General features: G+C 46.0%; 17 protein-coding genes. 6 read left to right on the forward strand and 11 right to left on the reverse strand.

The features are described 5' to 3' along the window. Positions 1–149 precede the first annotated feature (149 nt). Genes menB through LSG31_RS20745 form a run of 4 tightly spaced genes read right to left on the reverse strand, consistent with a single transcriptional unit; the run spans position 150 to position 4,971 of the window. A complete protein-coding gene (gene menB / locus LSG31_RS20730) occupies positions 150–968 on the reverse strand; it encodes a 1,4-dihydroxy-2-naphthoyl-CoA synthase (RefSeq protein ID WP_347436930.1) in 819 nt (272 codons plus the stop codon). After that, complete coding sequence (gene menH / locus LSG31_RS20735) at positions 934–1,785, reverse strand: 2-succinyl-6-hydroxy-2,4-cyclohexadiene-1-carboxylate synthase (protein ID WP_347436931.1); 852 nt, start codon at positions 1,783–1,785, stop codon at positions 934–936. The genes menB and menH overlap by 35 nt, the downstream gene beginning before the upstream one ends. Further along, complete coding sequence (gene menD / locus LSG31_RS20740) at positions 1,782–3,566, reverse strand: 2-succinyl-5-enolpyruvyl-6-hydroxy-3-cyclohexene-1-carboxylic-acid synthase (RefSeq protein ID WP_347436932.1); 1,785 nt, start codon at positions 3,564–3,566, stop codon at positions 1,782–1,784. Before menD ends, menH begins: the two co-directional genes overlap by 4 nt. Then, a complete protein-coding gene (locus LSG31_RS20745; RefSeq protein ID WP_347436933.1) occupies positions 3,553–4,971 on the reverse strand; it encodes an isochorismate synthase in 1,419 nt (472 codons plus the stop codon). Before LSG31_RS20745 ends, menD begins: the two co-directional genes overlap by 14 nt. Positions 4,972–5,293: 322 nt before the next feature. On the opposite strand from LSG31_RS20745, the gene LSG31_RS20750 reads away from it, so the two are divergent. Continuing rightward, positions 5,294–6,238 (forward strand): 1,4-dihydroxy-2-naphthoate polyprenyltransferase, encoded by a 945-nt coding sequence (locus tag LSG31_RS20750; RefSeq protein WP_347436934.1) that lies wholly within the window; start codon positions 5,294–5,296, stop codon positions 6,236–6,238. A gap of 250 nt (positions 6,239–6,488) precedes the next feature. Here the strand turns inward: LSG31_RS20750 and LSG31_RS20755 are convergent, their stop codons facing one another. The 3 genes from LSG31_RS20755 to LSG31_RS20765 all read right to left on the reverse strand — a co-directional run bounded on the left by LSG31_RS20755 (position 6,489) and on the right by LSG31_RS20765 (position 9,603). Then, positions 6,489–7,586 (reverse strand): bifunctional 3-deoxy-7-phosphoheptulonate synthase/chorismate mutase, encoded by a 1,098-nt coding sequence (locus LSG31_RS20755; RefSeq protein ID WP_347436935.1) that lies wholly within the window; start codon positions 7,584–7,586, stop codon positions 6,489–6,491. A 134-nt stretch (positions 7,587–7,720) separates the two neighbouring features. After that, positions 7,721–8,818, reverse strand: coding sequence for a histidinol-phosphate transaminase (gene hisC / locus LSG31_RS20760; RefSeq protein WP_347436936.1), 1,098 nt, complete (start codon positions 8,816–8,818; stop codon positions 7,721–7,723). A 167-nt stretch (positions 8,819–8,985) separates the two neighbouring features. After that, positions 8,986–9,603, reverse strand: a complete 618-nt coding sequence (locus tag LSG31_RS20765; protein WP_347436937.1) for a DUF502 domain-containing protein — start codon at positions 9,601–9,603, stop codon at positions 8,986–8,988. Between the two features lie 117 nt (positions 9,604–9,720). Between LSG31_RS20765 and LSG31_RS20770 the strand changes: the two genes are divergently transcribed. Further along, positions 9,721–10,431, forward strand: a complete 711-nt coding sequence (locus LSG31_RS20770) for a lytic transglycosylase domain-containing protein (protein WP_347436938.1) — start codon at positions 9,721–9,723, stop codon at positions 10,429–10,431. A gap of 84 nt (positions 10,432–10,515) precedes the next feature. Here the strand turns inward: LSG31_RS20770 and cax are convergent, their stop codons facing one another. Beyond that, a complete protein-coding gene (gene cax, locus LSG31_RS20775) occupies positions 10,516–11,559 on the reverse strand; it encodes a calcium/proton exchanger (RefSeq protein ID WP_347436939.1) in 1,044 nt (347 codons plus the stop codon). A 134-nt stretch (positions 11,560–11,693) separates the two neighbouring features. Further along, complete coding sequence (locus LSG31_RS20780) at positions 11,694–13,082, reverse strand: hemolysin family protein (protein ID WP_347436940.1); 1,389 nt, start codon at positions 13,080–13,082, stop codon at positions 11,694–11,696. A 339-nt stretch (positions 13,083–13,421) separates the two neighbouring features. On the opposite strand from LSG31_RS20780, the gene LSG31_RS20785 reads away from it, so the two are divergent. Beyond that, on the forward strand, positions 13,422–13,910 hold the full coding sequence (locus tag LSG31_RS20785) for an inorganic diphosphatase (RefSeq protein ID WP_347436941.1): 489 nt from the start codon (positions 13,422–13,424) through the stop codon (positions 13,908–13,910). A 233-nt stretch (positions 13,911–14,143) separates the two neighbouring features. After that, positions 14,144–14,932 carry an ABC transporter substrate-binding protein gene (locus tag LSG31_RS20790; RefSeq protein ID WP_347436942.1) on the forward strand — a complete coding sequence of 263 codons (789 nt, stop codon included), beginning with the start codon at positions 14,144–14,146 and terminating at the stop codon, positions 14,930–14,932. 108 nt (positions 14,933–15,040) lie between these two features. Here LSG31_RS20790 and LSG31_RS20795 read toward each other — a convergent pair whose 3' ends face one another. Beyond that, positions 15,041–15,181, reverse strand: coding sequence for a hypothetical protein (locus tag LSG31_RS20795; RefSeq protein WP_347436943.1), 141 nt, complete (start codon positions 15,179–15,181; stop codon positions 15,041–15,043). A gap of 110 nt (positions 15,182–15,291) precedes the next feature. On the opposite strand from LSG31_RS20795, the gene LSG31_RS20800 reads away from it, so the two are divergent. Further along, positions 15,292–16,089 carry a carbon-nitrogen family hydrolase gene (locus tag LSG31_RS20800; protein ID WP_347436944.1) on the forward strand — a complete coding sequence of 266 codons (798 nt, stop codon included), beginning with the start codon at positions 15,292–15,294 and terminating at the stop codon, positions 16,087–16,089. A gap of 153 nt (positions 16,090–16,242) precedes the next feature. Further along, positions 16,243–16,365, forward strand: coding sequence for a hypothetical protein (locus tag LSG31_RS20805; protein ID WP_347436945.1), 123 nt, complete (start codon positions 16,243–16,245; stop codon positions 16,363–16,365). Positions 16,366–16,408: 43 nt separating this feature from the next. Here LSG31_RS20805 and LSG31_RS20810 read toward each other — a convergent pair whose 3' ends face one another. Next, positions 16,409–16,918 (reverse strand): hypothetical protein, encoded by a 510-nt coding sequence (locus tag LSG31_RS20810; protein ID WP_347436946.1) that lies wholly within the window; start codon positions 16,916–16,918, stop codon positions 16,409–16,411. Positions 16,919–16,982 lie beyond the last annotated feature (64 nt).

Here is a 16,982-nt window from a genome sequence, read left to right on the forward strand (position 1 = left end):
CAAGTATGCAAATCAACAAGCCCGTTCCACTCATATGATGAAACATATGGTGAATACGGGCATTTTGCATTTGACACATTTCAGGACTGCTGATTCGAAACTCGTTAAGGCTATCCGTTTCAGAAAGCCCCTTTCGCATCCTGTTCTTTTTATGGAAAACGAGGGAATTGCTTGAAGTCCGGCTTCCGCTTCTCCTTGAATGCGTCACGGCCTTCTTTGGCTTCATCTGTCGTATAGTACAACAGTGTGGCGTCGCCTCCGAATTGCTGCAATCCAGCCAAACCATCCGTGTCGGCATTGAATGACGCTTTGAGAAAACGAATCGCCGTTGGAGATTTTTCCAATATTTCTTCACACCATTTGACCGTTTCTTCTTCTAATTTTTCCAACGGTACAACCGTATTCACAAGACCCATGTCGAGCGCTTCCTGGGCATTGTATTGACGACATAAATACCAGATCTCCCGGGCTTTTTTATGACCGACAATCCGTGCCAGGTAGCCGGCGCCATAGCCTGCATCGAAGCTGCCGACCTTGGGTCCCGTTTGACCGAAAATCGCATTATCCGCAGCGATTGTAAGATCACAAACGACATGCAGCACATGTCCGCCGCCAATCGCATACCCGGCCACCATCGCGATTACAGGTTTTGGCGTCACGCGAATCAACCGCTGCAAATCCAGAACATTTAAACGCGGAATTTGATCGTCACCCACATATCCGCCATGGCCGCGAACCTTTTGGTCGCCGCCGGAACAAAATGCTTCTGTTCCCGCGCCTGTCAAAATAATGACGCCGATATCGGAATCATCTCTGGCGTATGCGAATGCATCGATCATTTCCACAACCGTCTTCGGTCGAAACGCATTGCGCACTTGCGGCCGATTAATCGTAATTTTCGCGATCCCGTTATATGTTTCATAGAGTATGTCTTCATATGTACGTTCCGCTTTCCATTCCACTGCCACGTTTCGTTCCCCCTTTATTAAGAAATTCCATTACTATTGTACCAAATATTTTCGATTGTTCCACATGTACGGCATGACCGCATTCCGGTACTGTGATGTGTCTCGCATCCTTCAACCTGCTTCTCACTTCCGTTGCAATTCCCGTAAACTTCGTATCCAACTCACCTGTGGCAAGCAAGACCGGCACTTCAAGATGAGCTAGATGTTCCCACCAGGAAGGCTGCGCTCCTGTGCCCATCCCCCGCAAGCTGTTGGCCAATCCAATCGGATCATTTTGCAAACGCTGTGCGCGGATAGTCAATCTTACTTCCTCCGGCAACGATTGCTGACTTGAAAATAACGGGTTTTTTTCCCATTCTTGAACAAAAGCAGGCACACCGATCCTTTCGATGCGATCTGCCAGCAGATCATCCCGCCGTTTGCGCTCTTGCCGTTCTATGTCATTGTCCAATCCCGGCGAACTGCTTTCTAAAATCAAGGATTCCAGCAAGTTTGGATATGCGACTGCGAACGACAATGCCAATCGTCCGCCCATGGAATATCCCAATACGTGAGCTTTCTCGATCTGCAGTACGGCAAATAATCCGCGCAAATCTTCCACTGCCCGTTTCATGGAATAGCGCGTCCAATCCGCAGGTTTATCCGATTGCCCATGGCCAATGATATCTACCAGTACGACATGACAGGACGTTTGCCATGCTTCCACAAACGGCCGCCAATTTTCCATACTGCCGGTAAATCCATGCAACACAAGCAAAACAGGTCCATTGCCGTAGCGTTCGACATGCAGGGAAATGCCGTTGACTGTACAGATCAAGGCAAAGGCACCTCATTTCGCAATGACTGCAACGCTTGACTGGCGTTTTGCCAGACATTCCGATGCTGTGCCACATTTTCCCCGCGATCCGTTTTTATTTCAATCACGCGCAAGCCGGTTCCGGATAAGGACAAGGCCAATTCGCTGCGATACTGTTCGAAGGATTGCACCGATACGAACTGTCCTCCATACATTTCCACCACATGACGATAGTTTAATCCGATCGGTGTGCCGAACAATGTTTCAAAATGGGCAGGCGACTGGGCTTGCGGCAAAAACGAAAAGATGCCGCCGCCGTCATTATTGACGAGTACAATCGTCGCGTTCAACTGATGCAATTTGGCTGCCAAGAGCCCGTTCAAATCATGAAAAAACGACAGATCGCCGATCGCCAAGACGAGCGGTTGGCCGCATGTACTGGCACCCAGCGCACTTGATACGACGCCATCGATTCCATTCGCCCCGCGATTGGCCAGCACCCGGATTTCCCGATCTTGAAATAAGCCAAACGTATCCAGATCGCGAATCGGCATGCTGTTTCCCACATACAAAATCCCATGTTCGGGAAGCTGGCGAGTCAACTCGGACAATATCTTGCCCTCATGCCAATGTTCAAGCTTCAACTCATCAATCAGGACTTGTCGTGTGATTGCATGTACGCGGAAGATCTGATCGGACCAATGGGATACACCGACTGAACGGCTTCGCAATGTTTTGCAACGCATGGAGATTTCATTGCAAAAATGCTCCGGATCTGTATAGATCATATCACTGGCAAGCAAAGTGGGTTCAAGCCATCCTTCATCCTCTTGCACAATCATTTGGCGGCAATTGGGAAACCGTTTCAGATATTGAAGAAACGCTTTTGAAACAGGCATTGCGCCAAATCGAAGCACGATTTCAGGTTCGAATTGGCGTACGGTTTCTACATCTCGCAAAAACGTATCATATGTATCGATCACCCAATCGGATGCATGTTTCCCAAACCGGACTTGTGATAAAGGATCTGCAAAAATAGGAAATTGCAGAGTTTCTGCCAGCCGCGTGACAGCTTCGGCAAATCCCGGTTGATCGAGAGGGCCGCAGACGATGACGCCGCGCTCCGTTGCTGCCAAGTCACCAGCCAAACGGTCCAGTTGTTCCGATGGGAGACTTCGTTTTCCATGCAAGGCTCGTGCGTAAGAAGTATGTGGCTCCATGCTTCGCTTGCCGCTTTCCCAAATCGTATCACTAGAAAAATCGGGCACCAATGGCTCACGAAAAGGAAAATTCAGGTGGACAGGTCCTTGCGGGCCGCTTTTTGCCACTGCTGCTGCTCGCGCTGCCGCCGTTCGCACATAGTGCAGCATCTCCGGCGTTCTTTCCGGAAGTGCCATCTCCACAAACCATTTGACATAGGATCCATACAGTTCGATTTGTTGGATCGCTTGCGGCGCACCAACGTCCCGCAATTCATGGGGACGGTCGGCTGTGCAAACGATTAGCGGAGTCCTGCCCTGATAGGCCTCTACAACTGCCGGATAATAATTGGCAGCCGCCGTTCCCGACGAACATACCAAAACGACAGCCGTCCGCTTTGCTTTTGCCATTCCCAAGGCAAAAAAACCTGCCGATCGTTCATCGACATGCATCCATATCCGCATGTTCGAATGTTCGGCCATTGCCATTGAGAGCGGGGTAGAACGGGAACCTGGACTGATCACCGCATTCGTTACACCTGACTGTACCAATTCGTCCACAAATGCTGCCACATATGCGCTTACTGCTTCATTTCCAGTCATTCCAACTTCCTCCAAGGGCTGAAATCATCGGCTTGAATTTTAATTCCGTTTCTTTATATTCACTTTCGGGATCGGATTCACCGACAATACCGCAGCCTGCAAATAAGGATGCTTCGTCTTTCTGCAACAGACCTGATCGAATGGCAACTGCAAATTCCCCATTGCCCTGACTGTCCAGCCAGCCGACCGGGGCTCCGTAAAACCCTCTTTCAAATGGTTCGAGTTCGCGGATTTTGGCTAATGCCGACTCTTTCGGAAATCCACCAAGAGCAGGAGTCGGATGCAGCCGTTCGACGATTGATAAAATGGAACTATCAGGTTTCACAATTCCAACAACCGGCGTGTACAAATGCTGAATATCTCGTACCCGATATAACATCGGATGCTCCGGTACTTTTACATCTTCACACATGTCTTCCAATGCAGATCGAATCATCGCCACAACCAGGTGATGCTCATGACGGTTTTTCGGATCGGACAATAGCTGTTCACCCAATTGCCGGTCTTCTTCCAAGGTCTTGCCCCTTGCAATGGATCCCGCAAGACAAGCGGACAAACAGACATTTCCCTGTTTCTTGATTAAACGTTCCGGTGTTGCACCAAGAAAACAATCCTGATCGCTTTCAATCGCAAACCGATAACTTAACGGCTGCTCCTCCTGCAGTCGATGCAAAACATTCTCAATAGAGATGTATTGTGCTGCATGCACTCGCAATTCTCTTGCCAAGACGACTTTCTCCAACTGTTGCGCGCGAATCTCTGCAGCAAGCTGCTCAACCGCCTGCATCCACGATTCTCGATCCGCTTCCTGAACATGATAAAATTGGGCATCCACATCCGTTTCAAACGCGCGCAATTGCACGATTTGCTGCTGCATTTGGTGAATGGACTCAACTGCTTCTGTTATATCATCAGACGCATGAACATACGCATTCGTCGTCAGCCAAGCTTGTCCGTCTTTTGCCAGCGTTACTAAAAATTTGGGTACAACCAGATAGGAATGAGCATAATTCTTCCAGAGCGATGATTGTTTGCGCGCAGGATCAAATGTGAATCCTCCCAGTAAAACAGGCCCGACAGCCGGAGCCGGCAGATCAGGTGTTACGATGCAGTTCGCTACTACTGCATTCCATTTTCGCTCAGCGTCTTGAAATCGCCGATTTGAATATGACTTTAATGTATACGCGGAACCTATGCCTACAAGAACCATTTCTTGCTCAGGATCCGCCCAAAAAGTACGTGTACCTTTAAAATACTGTTTGCCGAAAAGAAAAAACGCCAATGGATCGATCGGTTCGATCTTTGTGATTTTACTCACAAGAATCGGCTTTGACAATTGCTTTGCGCGTTCTTTTCCTTGTAAAAATACCTGGTATAGCTCTTCTCTCATCTCAATCGTAACCACGTACTCCGCCCCCAGTTACATTCCATGCAAAACAGACCGACGGGCATCGATCTCGCTTACTTTAAGATATACCTGCTGCTCTGTGAAGTCAATCGAGAGCGAAAGGGGGAACCAAAAAAGTATTGACAGCCTACATTCCAAACCATAAACTCTAATATGTGAATTTGTGTACAAAATTTTATAAGTGTGAGTGTTCAAAAAGTGGTCAAGTAAGACACGTGGAGTTTTGACTACTTTTTGTACGAAAATAACATTTTCATGTGATGCGGTGGCTGAAAGGCCACATAAGTTTTGAACATCCTCAATAAAAGGAGCGTTGTCGATGGGAAAAGGTATAGAACCCAACCAGCCGTATTTAACAAACCCCATTCGTCCATCCGGCGAATGGAAAGTTTGGTGGAGATTATTGCGTCCGCATACACTTACCGCATCCTTTGTTCCGGTCGGAGTAGGAACCGCTCTTGCATTGCAAAATGGCCATTTTCACCTGGTTTTATTTCTCGCGATGATGATTGCAAGTATTTTAATACAAGCTGCAACCAATATGTTTAACGAATACTTTGACTATGTTCGCGGACTTGACACAGCCGAGTCGATCGGGATTGGCGGCGCCATTGTTCGCGAGGGTATCAAGGCAAAAACGGTCATGACGCTTGCCCTTGCATTCTACACTATTTCCATATTGATCGGCGTTTATATCTGTTACCACAGCAGTTGGTGGATCGCAGCAATCGGACTGATCTGTATGGCAGTCGGATATTTTTATACAGGCGGGCCATACCCGATCGCATATACACCATTTGGTGAATTGTTTGCAGGATTCTTTATGGGTTGTATTATTATTCTCATTTCTTATTATATTCAAACGGGTACAGTTACAGTCGAGAGTATTCTCGTATCCATGCCTGCCCTGATCTTGGTTGGCGCCATCCTCATGGCGAATAATATCCGGGATTTGGACGGCGACAAAGAATTCGGGCGTCAAACATTAGCAATTCTTTTAGGCCGTGAAAAAGCCATTCGATTTTTGGCCGGCATGTTTGTCATCTCCTATATATGGATGTTTGTTTTGGTAGTGATGCATATTGTATCGCCATGGCTGATGCTGGTATTCGCAAGTGTTCCAAAGGCGATACAGGCAACCCGCGGATTCCGGGGAAAAACAGCCCCCATTCAAATGTTGCCTGCTATGAAAGCTACCGCCCAAACCAATACGCAATACGGATTTTTCTTGGCATTGGGACTTTTGCTTACACACTGGATCTAACATACTTGAACGTTGGATCGAACGGAAGAACGGAAAAACAGAAGATCGAATGGAAGACCGAACGGATTGGAGTTCCTGCTACCGAGAGGTTTACGCGATTCGTCTCTGCCGTTATATGCTTTTGGAGCGTATAACGATGCGCTGCCAAGCGCACATAAAAGCAGCAAGGTTGAAGCCTTGCTGCTTTTGCTTGTTTGTTCTTTTTTCCCTTCGATTCCTGTTTGGCGGAAATCGCGTGCAAGCCCGGCTCCTATCGGGCGGTGACTGCCGGAATGCTCGGCAAATACTTGGCGTTGCGCAATGCGTTCATAAGTGTCTCAAATTGCGGAATATTCAACTGCTGTTTTGCATCCGATAAAGCAACAGACGGTTCCGGGTGCACTTCCACCATGATTCCATCCGCTCCGACAGCAAGAGCTGCGCGCGCGATCGGCTCCATAATATCCTTCCGCCCGGTGGAGTGTGTGATGTCGACCAACACCGGCAAATGGCTTTCTTGTTTCAAGATCGGAACCGCAGAGATATCCAGCGTATTTCTTGTAGCTTTTTCATACGTGCGAATGCCCCGTTCACATAGAATGACCTGGTCATTGCCCCGTGACATGATATACTCTGCCGCATACAAGAATTCTTCAATGGTTGCAGACAATCCGCGTTTTAAAAGTACAGGTTTCTTAACAGCACCTACTACTTTTAGAAGTTCGAAGTTTTGCATGTTCCGCGCCCCGATTTGAATCACGTCTACATAATCGAGCGCCATTTCCACATCAGATGGGCTGACAATCTCACTAATGGCAAGCATGCCATAGCGATCGGACGTTTTGCGCAGCAGCTTCAATCCTTCTTCACCAAGACCTTGAAAGTCATATGGAGATGTGCGCGGCTTATATGCCCCACCACGCATTACCTGTATCCCTTGCTGCTGCAATCCTTGCCCGACCAACTCCATTTGCCGCTCATTCTCCACGGAACATGGACCAGCCACGACAACAGGCGCACCGCCTCCGAAACGAACATTTCCAATCGTGACAACCGTGTCTTCCTGGCGGCGTTTGCGGCTGACTAACAGCGGCTTTTTCTCCTGCTCTTCCTGCAAGCCAAGAGATGCCTGGAAAATCTGTTTAAACAAATAGCGGATCGTATTATCATCAAACGGACCCGGATTCTCTTTCACAAGCAGATCGAGCATTTGTTTTTCCCGCTCGGGATCGAATGCTTCGATTCCCTGCAAACGTTTCACTTGCCCAATCTCTTCAACAACACCGGCCCTTGCGTTTAACAACCGTAAAATATCGAAATTGATCTCATCGAGTTGGGTTCTCAACTTTTCTAACTGCTCTAAACTCATAGTTTCTCTCTCCTCCTGTTACTGAATAAACACCCAATTGCATACCATATGTCTTGTATATATTTTGTGGTTCCGGGCTTTGGAATTCTCCTTCCAAAGCCCGGATACACAGGCATACCGGAAATCGAATCCCGCTAGATTTGCTCCAATGCTTCAATCAAGCGTATATTTTCTTCTTGCGTCCCAACAGATACCCGAATCCACGTAGACAGCCCAAATGGCTCTCCGGATCGAATAATCACTCCAACCTTAAGCAACTGCTGGAACACTTCTTTTGATGGCCGCTTCGTATCCACGAGAATGAAGTTTGTCTGTGTCGGGATATACGTCAAACCTAAGCGTTCAAATGCCGAATACAACTGTTTCTTGCCAGACTCGTTCACTTCAATACTCGTTTGCACATGCTCGGTATCATCGAGCGCAGTAACAGCAGCAACTTGCGCAACTGTATTTACGTTAAAAGGTTCCCGAACCCGGTTGATCTCCTGGACAATTGACGGATCGGCAACCAAGTAACCGACCCTGAGGCCAGCCAATGCATACAGTTTCGAAAACGTATGCAGGACGACAACAGGATATCCTTCCCGAACAAAAGATAACCCATGCACCGCATCAGCAGCCGTCACATACTCATAGTACGCTTCATCCAATACGATCAATACACCTTCAGGAAGCTTCCGCATAAATGCAGCGAACGCTTCTTTCCGTATGTATGTTCCGGTTGGATTATTCGGTGTGCACAGATACACCATTTTCGTACGCGGCGTGATCGCTCGAAGAATCGCATCCAAATCATATTCAAATCCCTCTGCCAATGGAACATAATTGACACTCCCGTCCATCAATAAAGTGCCAAATACGTATTGGGAAAAAGATGGTGCAGGCATAACCACTTCATCCCCGGGATGAAGGAACGTTTCCGAAAGCATTTTGATCAATTCATCCGAACCGTTTCCTACCAGAATATGTTCAGGAGTCACATCATGTTTTTGTGCGATTGCCCGTTTTAATTCCGTACTGCCGCCGTCCGGATATCGATGCAGTTCACCTAATACGGATTGGATTGCTGCTTGCACCTTTTTGGAAGGGCCAATGGGATTTTCATTGGACGCAAGTTTCGCAACTTCCGAAAGTCCGTACTCTTCCTGTACTTCCCGGATCGGCTTGCCCGGAATGTACGGGGATAACTTTGTTACATTTTTTCTGACATTTTGTAAAATCTGCCGGCTCAAACGAATAGCCTCCCTTCTCTATTAAAAAAGCCGCCGCATCGCCAGTAACGAAGGGAAGCTCCGCAAGTTATAAAACGAATTCTCAATGTCTTGCCAAGCGACAAATAAGGAATAATGATTTTTATAGCATTCTATCATAAGAGTATTTAAGCAAACAATATATTTTTTCAACCAGGCTCATCCGAACGGCGGTCGACAGAATGATGGAAGGGATGTGCATTTGTAACGCCTGCCGCAATTACAAACTTCAAGGCATCCTCCACATGAATATCCAATACTTCCACCGATTCTTTTGGGACAATGATCGTAAAACCGGCGAGTTGAAAGCTTTGCGGAAGATAAACAGCAATCGAATCACAATACCGTTCCCCTAAAAAGGAGAGTTGCTCTGTTGTCACAAAACCGACCGCCTGCATGTCTGAACCCGGCAGTTTGACTAATACAACTTTGGAAAATGAACGCTTTTCGCCAACAAGGGATTGGATCGTATCTTTGATCATGCTGTACAAGCTTTTCACAAATGGAATGCGATTCATGATCGTATCCATGTATTCAAAAATTCTATGTGTAAACCAGGCAGTTGCCAGCCAGCCAATCACTGTTACGAGAAAAACCGTAACCAATAGTCCCAATCCCGGCAAATATTCCCCGTGAATTTCTTTGCGGATCCATCTGCCGAGAATACTGTCCAAAAAATTAAATAACTGAACGACGACATAGATTACAGTACAAACCGGCACAACTGTAATAATTCCATTGAGAAAATACTTCAGTAATCGTCTCATCCATTCCTCCAAAATATGCTATTTTCTTTTTTTACATTTCTAGTTTACCTTCTTGATTCAATTCAGTAAACTAATATTGAATGAATCGAACGTTGCGAAAAGGTTGTGTAAGGAAACGTGAATGGAATCGACAGCAAATCATTAGCCAATTTGTTAAAAATAGAGTTTCTGTCATTAGGACTGCCCGGTGATTCGAGCCAATCGTCTTCCCTGCCAGGCTCCACAGGAGGGCAAGGCTTTTCAGACATGCTTGCTTCCATTCTCGGGCCGACGGGCAGTATGGGTTCTGCGACACCAGCAGCGAACCAACTCTTGCAATCGCAAAACACATGGAGTGCATTGGCGCAAATGTCCTCGACACAATGGAACCCGCTCTCCTTCTTGCCAATCGGACAAGCGAGTGCAGTCAGGCAACCGCAACCGGCAGACCAATCGCTATCTACCAATCCTTCCCAATGGGACTCTGTTATAGAAAATGTATCCAATCGATACAATTTGCCTGTCAATCTGATTAAAAGTGTCATTGCCCAAGAATCAGGCTTTCAACCCGATGCAATATCGAAAGCAGGTGCTCAAGGACTCATGCAACTGATGCCGGCAACTGCCCGTGCATTGGGTGTGGACAATCCATTTGACCCCATGCAAAACATCGACGGCGGCACCCGCTATCTAAAACAGCTGCTGGACCGTTTTCACGGTCGGATCGATTTGGCGTTGGCTGCCTACAATGCAGGACCAGGCGCAGTAGAAATGTACGGAGGGATCCCTCCATATAAGGAAACGCAGTCCTATGTTGAAACTATTATGAACCGGGCCGGCTTGGCGTAAACACAGAGGAAGTTCCGCCTCTGCCGCGTGCCGCCGCAGCTTTCATGCAAATTCGGAAGCCTTTGCCAAGCAGAAGCCGGTCTTCTAAACAAAATAGAAACCGGTCGCGATGATGATATATGCACCTACTGCCATGGCCCCTTCCAGCCAGTTGGATTCCCCGTCCAATGACAAATACGTAATAAGAAATACGCTCAAAATCATGGACACCGTCTCTGGAACGGCAAATACAAAACTCATCGGGTGTCCGACGAGAAAACTTAAAAATATTAAAACGGGTGTAACGAACATGGCCACTTGCAGACTGCTGCCGACTGCGATCTCCAGGCTGATATCCATCCGATTTTTCCATGCCATGAACACAGCCGAACTATGTTCCGCCGCGTTGCCCACAATCGCCACCACAATTACACCGATGAACATCTGGCTCCAACCGAATACATGGGAAACATGTTCAATGGATTTTACCAAAAATTCACTTTCAAATCCAACGGCAATCGTTGCACCGCATAAAATGCCGATTGCTTTCGATAAACTCCATTCTGCATCTTCGTGCTCCATATCTTCCGTATAATTTAATAATTGCTTATGCGTAAAAAGTGAAAACAAAAGCCCGAGAATGTACAGCAATAGAGAAATGATCGCGACGGTAATCGAAAGGGCATGCGCAATTTCCGGCTTTTTAAATGTGAAGATCGACGGAATGACAAGTGCAACGATTACGCCAAGCACCATCATCGAAGCATTTGTCCCGGCGATGGTACGGTTAAAGGATTGTGTCGGATATTTAATCCCGCCGACAAAAAAACTTAACCCTGCAACCAACAACAAATTGCCGATAATGGAACCGGTAATAGACGCCTGTACGACTGACGTTAATCCGGCTTTGAGCGCAAAAAAGCTGATGATAAGCTCTACCGCGTTCCCAAATGTCGCATTTAACAATCCACCCAATCGCGGACCGCTATGAATGGCGATACTTTCTGTAGCTCTCCCCATGATTCCTGCCAATGGGATAATGACAGCACAGCTCAGAATGAACAGAATCGTATCGGAAACGCCCAACCAGGCGGCCGCTATACTTACCGGCAAAAGAATAAAAAGCAACAGGTTCAAAATTCGATTCATCGACATTCTCCATCCCAAACCGTTTTTTCAGAGCAATCAAAAACCACTTCAATAGTTTTTTCGAGTTTTCCATATGTATTCAATAATGAATCCGAAAAAAAACCCCAGAAAAAATCTGGGGAGTTTTTATGCGTTTATACCGTTCGATAGTTTTCACGATCAAGTTCTACGAAAGAGTTTCCGTGAAAGGTGCCGCCACCGTCAGAATCCTCGGAATTTTTCTGCTCTACGGGTTTGATCTCCATGCGTGTGACCCGCAAATTGTCCATCTCCGTTACTTTAAACTGATATCCCTCAACCGCGACCGATGAACCGATGTTTGGCGGTGTTTTGAATTGCGAGTACATCCAACCGCCAATCGTATCCACTTCTTCCGTGTCAAGGTTTAGATTCAGGTATTCATTCACTTCATCGATCAGCAATCGTGCATCGATGGAAAGAATGTCACCTTTTGTCTCGATAAAAGGACGTTCCTCGTCAAACTCATCCTGAATCTCGCCGACGAGTTCCTCAAGAATATCCTCCGTCGTAACCATTCCCGCCGTACCGCCATATTCATCAATGACAATGGCGATTTCCGATCGATTCTTTTGCAGAATCCGAAGGACATCTTTAATCAACATCGATTCGTGCACAGTGACCGGGTCCCTTGCAATCGATTCCAGCGATGTTTCATAATTGCCCTGTAAAGCTACGGCGTACAAATCCTTTATATGAATCACTCCGATAATGTGATCTTTATCTGTTTCACACAATGGAAACCTTGTATGTTTATCGCTTTCCGCCACTTCCAAATTTTCCTGGAACGTCCTCGTGGAATATAAACACACCATATCGGTACGGGGCACCATAATCTCTCTGGCCACCCGATTTGAAAAATCAAAAATGTTATCAAACAAGCTTAGCTCCGTCTCATCAATGACACCACTTTCATGGCTTTGGGACACAAGCATCCGCAGTTCTTCTTCCGAATGCGCCAATTCCGTTTGGTTATTGCCGCGAATTCCAAACAAATGCAAAATCGTGGAAGCCGACTTGTTTAATAACCATATGGCCGGATACATAACACGATGAAAACCCACCAAAATTCCTGCTGTAAACAAAGCCATACCTTCTGCACGGTGAATGGCCAGCGTCTTTGGCACCAATTCCCCCAAAATAATCTGCAAAGCGGTAATCAACAGAAATGATAGGATCGTAGACAGCACATTTACGGTTGTTGCCGATAAATGCATGGAAGCAAATACACCATCAATCAGTGTCGCAAGGGACTGTTCCCCAATCCATCCAAGGCCCAGCGAGGCAAGCGTTATGCCCAACTGTGTGGCAGATAAATACGCATCCAAATCTTCCATGACCTTTTTTACATGCTTGGCGCGTCGATTGCCTTCAATTGCGAGTTGCTCAATTCGCGTACCGCGCACTTTGATGATTGAAAATTCGGCAGCAACGAAATATCCATTCATTACAACCAATAAGAAAGCGATGAAAATTTTAAATAACGATTCGCCCAATGGGTCCAATCCTGTGCTCCTGTCAAGGCAGCCCTAGACAGGATTACACCTCCCGTTATTAGTAAGATGTATTGAAGTATATCATACAGTTGCAAAAAGTTCCACGAACCAAGATTGCACCCTCCCCCTTTTACAGTACCTATGCTTCAATTCTATGCGATCATCCCTTGTCTTCTTACTGTTTTTCCATCAGAATAATTTTCGCTGCTTCTTAGCCCTTTGATTTGTCAGTCTGGACTTTTTGGGATTCGGCAAAGCAATCCGCCGTGGAGTTTTGACTACTTTTTGAACATCCTCTATAATAATACAGGTGAAAATCTGTATTTTATTGCTAGGAGGTCACAGCAAATGGCAGAACAGTTGATTGTAGACGCACTGATCGAGATTCCCACAGGCAGTCAAAACAAATATGAATTTGACAAGGAAGCAAACGTATTCCGTTTAGACCGTGTTTTATATTCACCAATGCATTATCCTACCGAATACGGATACATTGAAAATACGCTGGCAGAAGATGGAGATCCGCTTGATATCCTGGTATTGACGACATTTCCGACATTTCCCGGTTGTGTCATCGAATCCCGCGTAATTGGTGTCCTCGTTATGGCGGATGATAAAGGTCAAGACGAGAAATTATTGGGTGTTCCTGTGAAAGATCCTCGTTTTAAGCATATTCAAACATTGGATGATGTTGCACCACACGTTTTAAAAGAGATTGCTCATTTCTTCCAGGTCTATAAAGATTTAGAAGGAAAAGAAACAAAAATTGAAGGCTGGCGCGGTGTTGAAGAGGCGCAAAAGATTCTGCAAGACTCTTTGGCGCGCTATCAAGGCTAATTGTCCGGATTATCCTTCAATTTTCGCATTCTTGACTTCTGCATTTGTCACTGCAGCATTCTTTCTATTGCAGATCGTACATAGTACAGTCGAACGCCCGTCAAAAGTTTCTGACGGGCGTTTGGTGATTCAACGAAACATTCGATATCCACGTTTGCGCAGCGACAAATGCCATTTTGCTGATAATAGAACCGTAAAGAAAGACGAATATTTGGAAGAAAGGAGCGGAAACATTGCAAAAAAACGGCATTCGAATCGCCTCTCTCACTCCAAGCAATACAGAAATCCTGCATGCTTTAGGACTCATCGATCAGTTGGCAGGAATTGATGATTACTCCGATTACCCTGCAAACCTCTTAGAAAATGTACCGCGTTTAGGTCCGGATTTACAGATACGAATGGAAGATGTAATCGCTTTCAAACCGGATTTGGTACTCGCTTCCCTATCCGTTCCGGGTATGGAACACGTTGTAGAACAACTGAAAAGCACCGGTCTTCCCTATGTAGTACTCAATCCCAAATCCATATCTGAGATTTGGGAAACAATCCGTCTAGTCGGAGAACTCACAGGCACTTCCAAACAGGCAGCTTTGTTGATCGATCAGTATGAGCAGCGCATCCATGCTGTGCGTGCTGCCTATGTACATCTGGAAGACAGACCCAGGTTATATTGGGAATGGTGGCCGCATCCATGCATTAGCCCAGGCGGACAAAATTGGTTAACGGAAATCAGCCATCTTGCCGGTGCCAAAAATATTTTCGCCGATGTGGATCGAGAAAGCGTGATCGATGCTGCGGAAGAAGTCAAGCGTTGCAATCCCGACTATTTTCTTGCCGTATGGTGCGGAGTCAAGACAGAAAAAGTACCTTATAAGAAAATTCTGGAGCGTACAGGCTGGCAACTGGTAGAAGCAATCAAACAGAAACGCGTATACATTTTAGAGGAAGGTTTGTATTGCAGACCCTCGCCGCGGCTGGTTGATGGTTTGGAGAGCTTGGTAAAAATCATCCATCCCAAATGAAATATCCTTTTATCCTTTGATTTGTCAACTTAATCACTGCACATGTGTTGAGCGTTGAAATGAGCATGTGAAGTGCAATCCATGTGCCATGTACACAACGGCCAAAATCTACGTCGACGAGTTGATGGAGTTGCGTTCTCTGGTCGTATCTGTTTGTTGAAGAATCGCAGATTTTCCTATAATATAAAATGATACGCCAAGCAATCCGATTGTAAGAATAAATGCGATTGTTTGCAAGTCGAAACCCATGGTCTGCATCTCCTTTCCCGCTTCTATTTCATTAGACGAATGCCATGGGTTTTTTGTTGCATCTTTTTAAAGTATTTACCCAATTGGTTATATGGGGAGGAGTTTTACCTATGACGCGGATCGCTCTTTTACAGATGGATCTTGTCTTCGGTCGACCGGAAGACAACAAACAGAAAGCCGGCAAGATGATCGAAGAGGCAACGGCACAAAAAGCGGAAATCGTTGTTTTGCCGGAACTTTGGACAACCGGTTATGCATTGACTAAAATTTCTGAATTGGCTGATCCGAATGGGCAAGCGTTTCAAGCATTTTTTTCTGAGCAAGCCAAAAAATACGGGATCACAATTGTCGGTGGATCGATTGCTGAACGCTCTACAGATGATGCTGTTTTTAATACTTCGTATACGTTTTCTCATACAGGTGAACGGTTAAATGCATATCGAAAAATTCATTTGTTTCAATTAATGGATGAACACCTGTATTTACACGCCGGAGACCAAGTGACTACATATGATATTCATAATGTGCCTGCTTCGACAATCATTTGTTACGATCTGAGATTCCCGGAGTTGACACGAACTCTCGCATTATCGGGTGTCCAAATGATTTTCATTCCTGCTGAATGGCCCCATCCCCGTCTGCAGCACTGGCGGCAGCTGCAAATTGCCAGGGCGATTGAGAATCAATTGTTTATGATCAGCTGCAACCGTGTCGGGAAAGCCGGCGATACGGAATTCTTCGGTCATTCCATGGTCGTCGACCCATGGGGTGAAGTTCTCTTGGAATGCAGTGAAGAAGAAGGTGTGTTCGTCGTGGATATCGATCTGAGCTTGGTGGCTGAAGTGCGAAAAAAAATTCCTGTTTTTGCAGATCGAAGACCTCATTTATATACATCTGCCCATTTTTGAGCCATCCAGGTCAAACATCTATACAAAACGATTCCTAGTCGCATTACATGTAGTATGTGAAAACATCTACTTCACAAAAACGTTATGGCAATCATCCGCTGCCAAAGAGTAGAGGTTTTTACGATTACCGAATAAAACTGGGAGGAATTCGATATGTACGGAATTTTTGGCGGATATACACGTTGGGCAGTTGTATTTTTGATCATCTTCGTGCTCTTCTTCTTACTCGTTCCTGGCTACGGTGCTGGTGCTGCAGCAGCTGGCCCTGTTTGCTAACGGAAACGGCCTTCTCTCAAAGCAGAGAAGGCCATACTTTTGATTACCAGAAAAAGGGCGGATATATCGGCACAGATCCAATGTAACCTCCGATAAAGGGTCTTGGATACATGTACCCGTAGCCATAGCCATATGGGTACATAGGATATGGAAGTAACGGATATCTGTACTCTGCATCAACCGCCAAAGAATCATCATTCGATCGATTTGTACTTGGAATCCCATCGTCTGTTGTTTCTACATCAATTTTTAATTTTGTGACATCTTCCACTGTTTTTGCAAAGTTTTCATGTACCAAATGCATCGGTAAGTAAAAAATTTGGGGATACTCATTCGTCAATGGCGGAAATGTTGTACCAGGCGAAAGAAGCGTTTCCGGCGGGTATGCAACTTCACCTGGAAACGGACCATACTCCTGAATCACATGTGTTTCATGCAAGTGCCCCGGATACACGTTTGTTTCTATTGATTTGACACTCCCTGCAACGGATTCCTTCGAAGAACTTGTGTTTGTCAATGGAGAAGAGGACGATTCGACTCGCTTCATATCCATATATGTGTGTGCTCCTTCCAAATGAAATCTTACACGTACACCCATACGATATGTAAAATCATCC

This window comes from Fodinisporobacter ferrooxydans (assembly GCF_022818495.1).
GTDB lineage: Bacteria > Bacillota > Bacilli > Tumebacillales > MYW30-H2 > Fodinisporobacter > Fodinisporobacter ferrooxydans.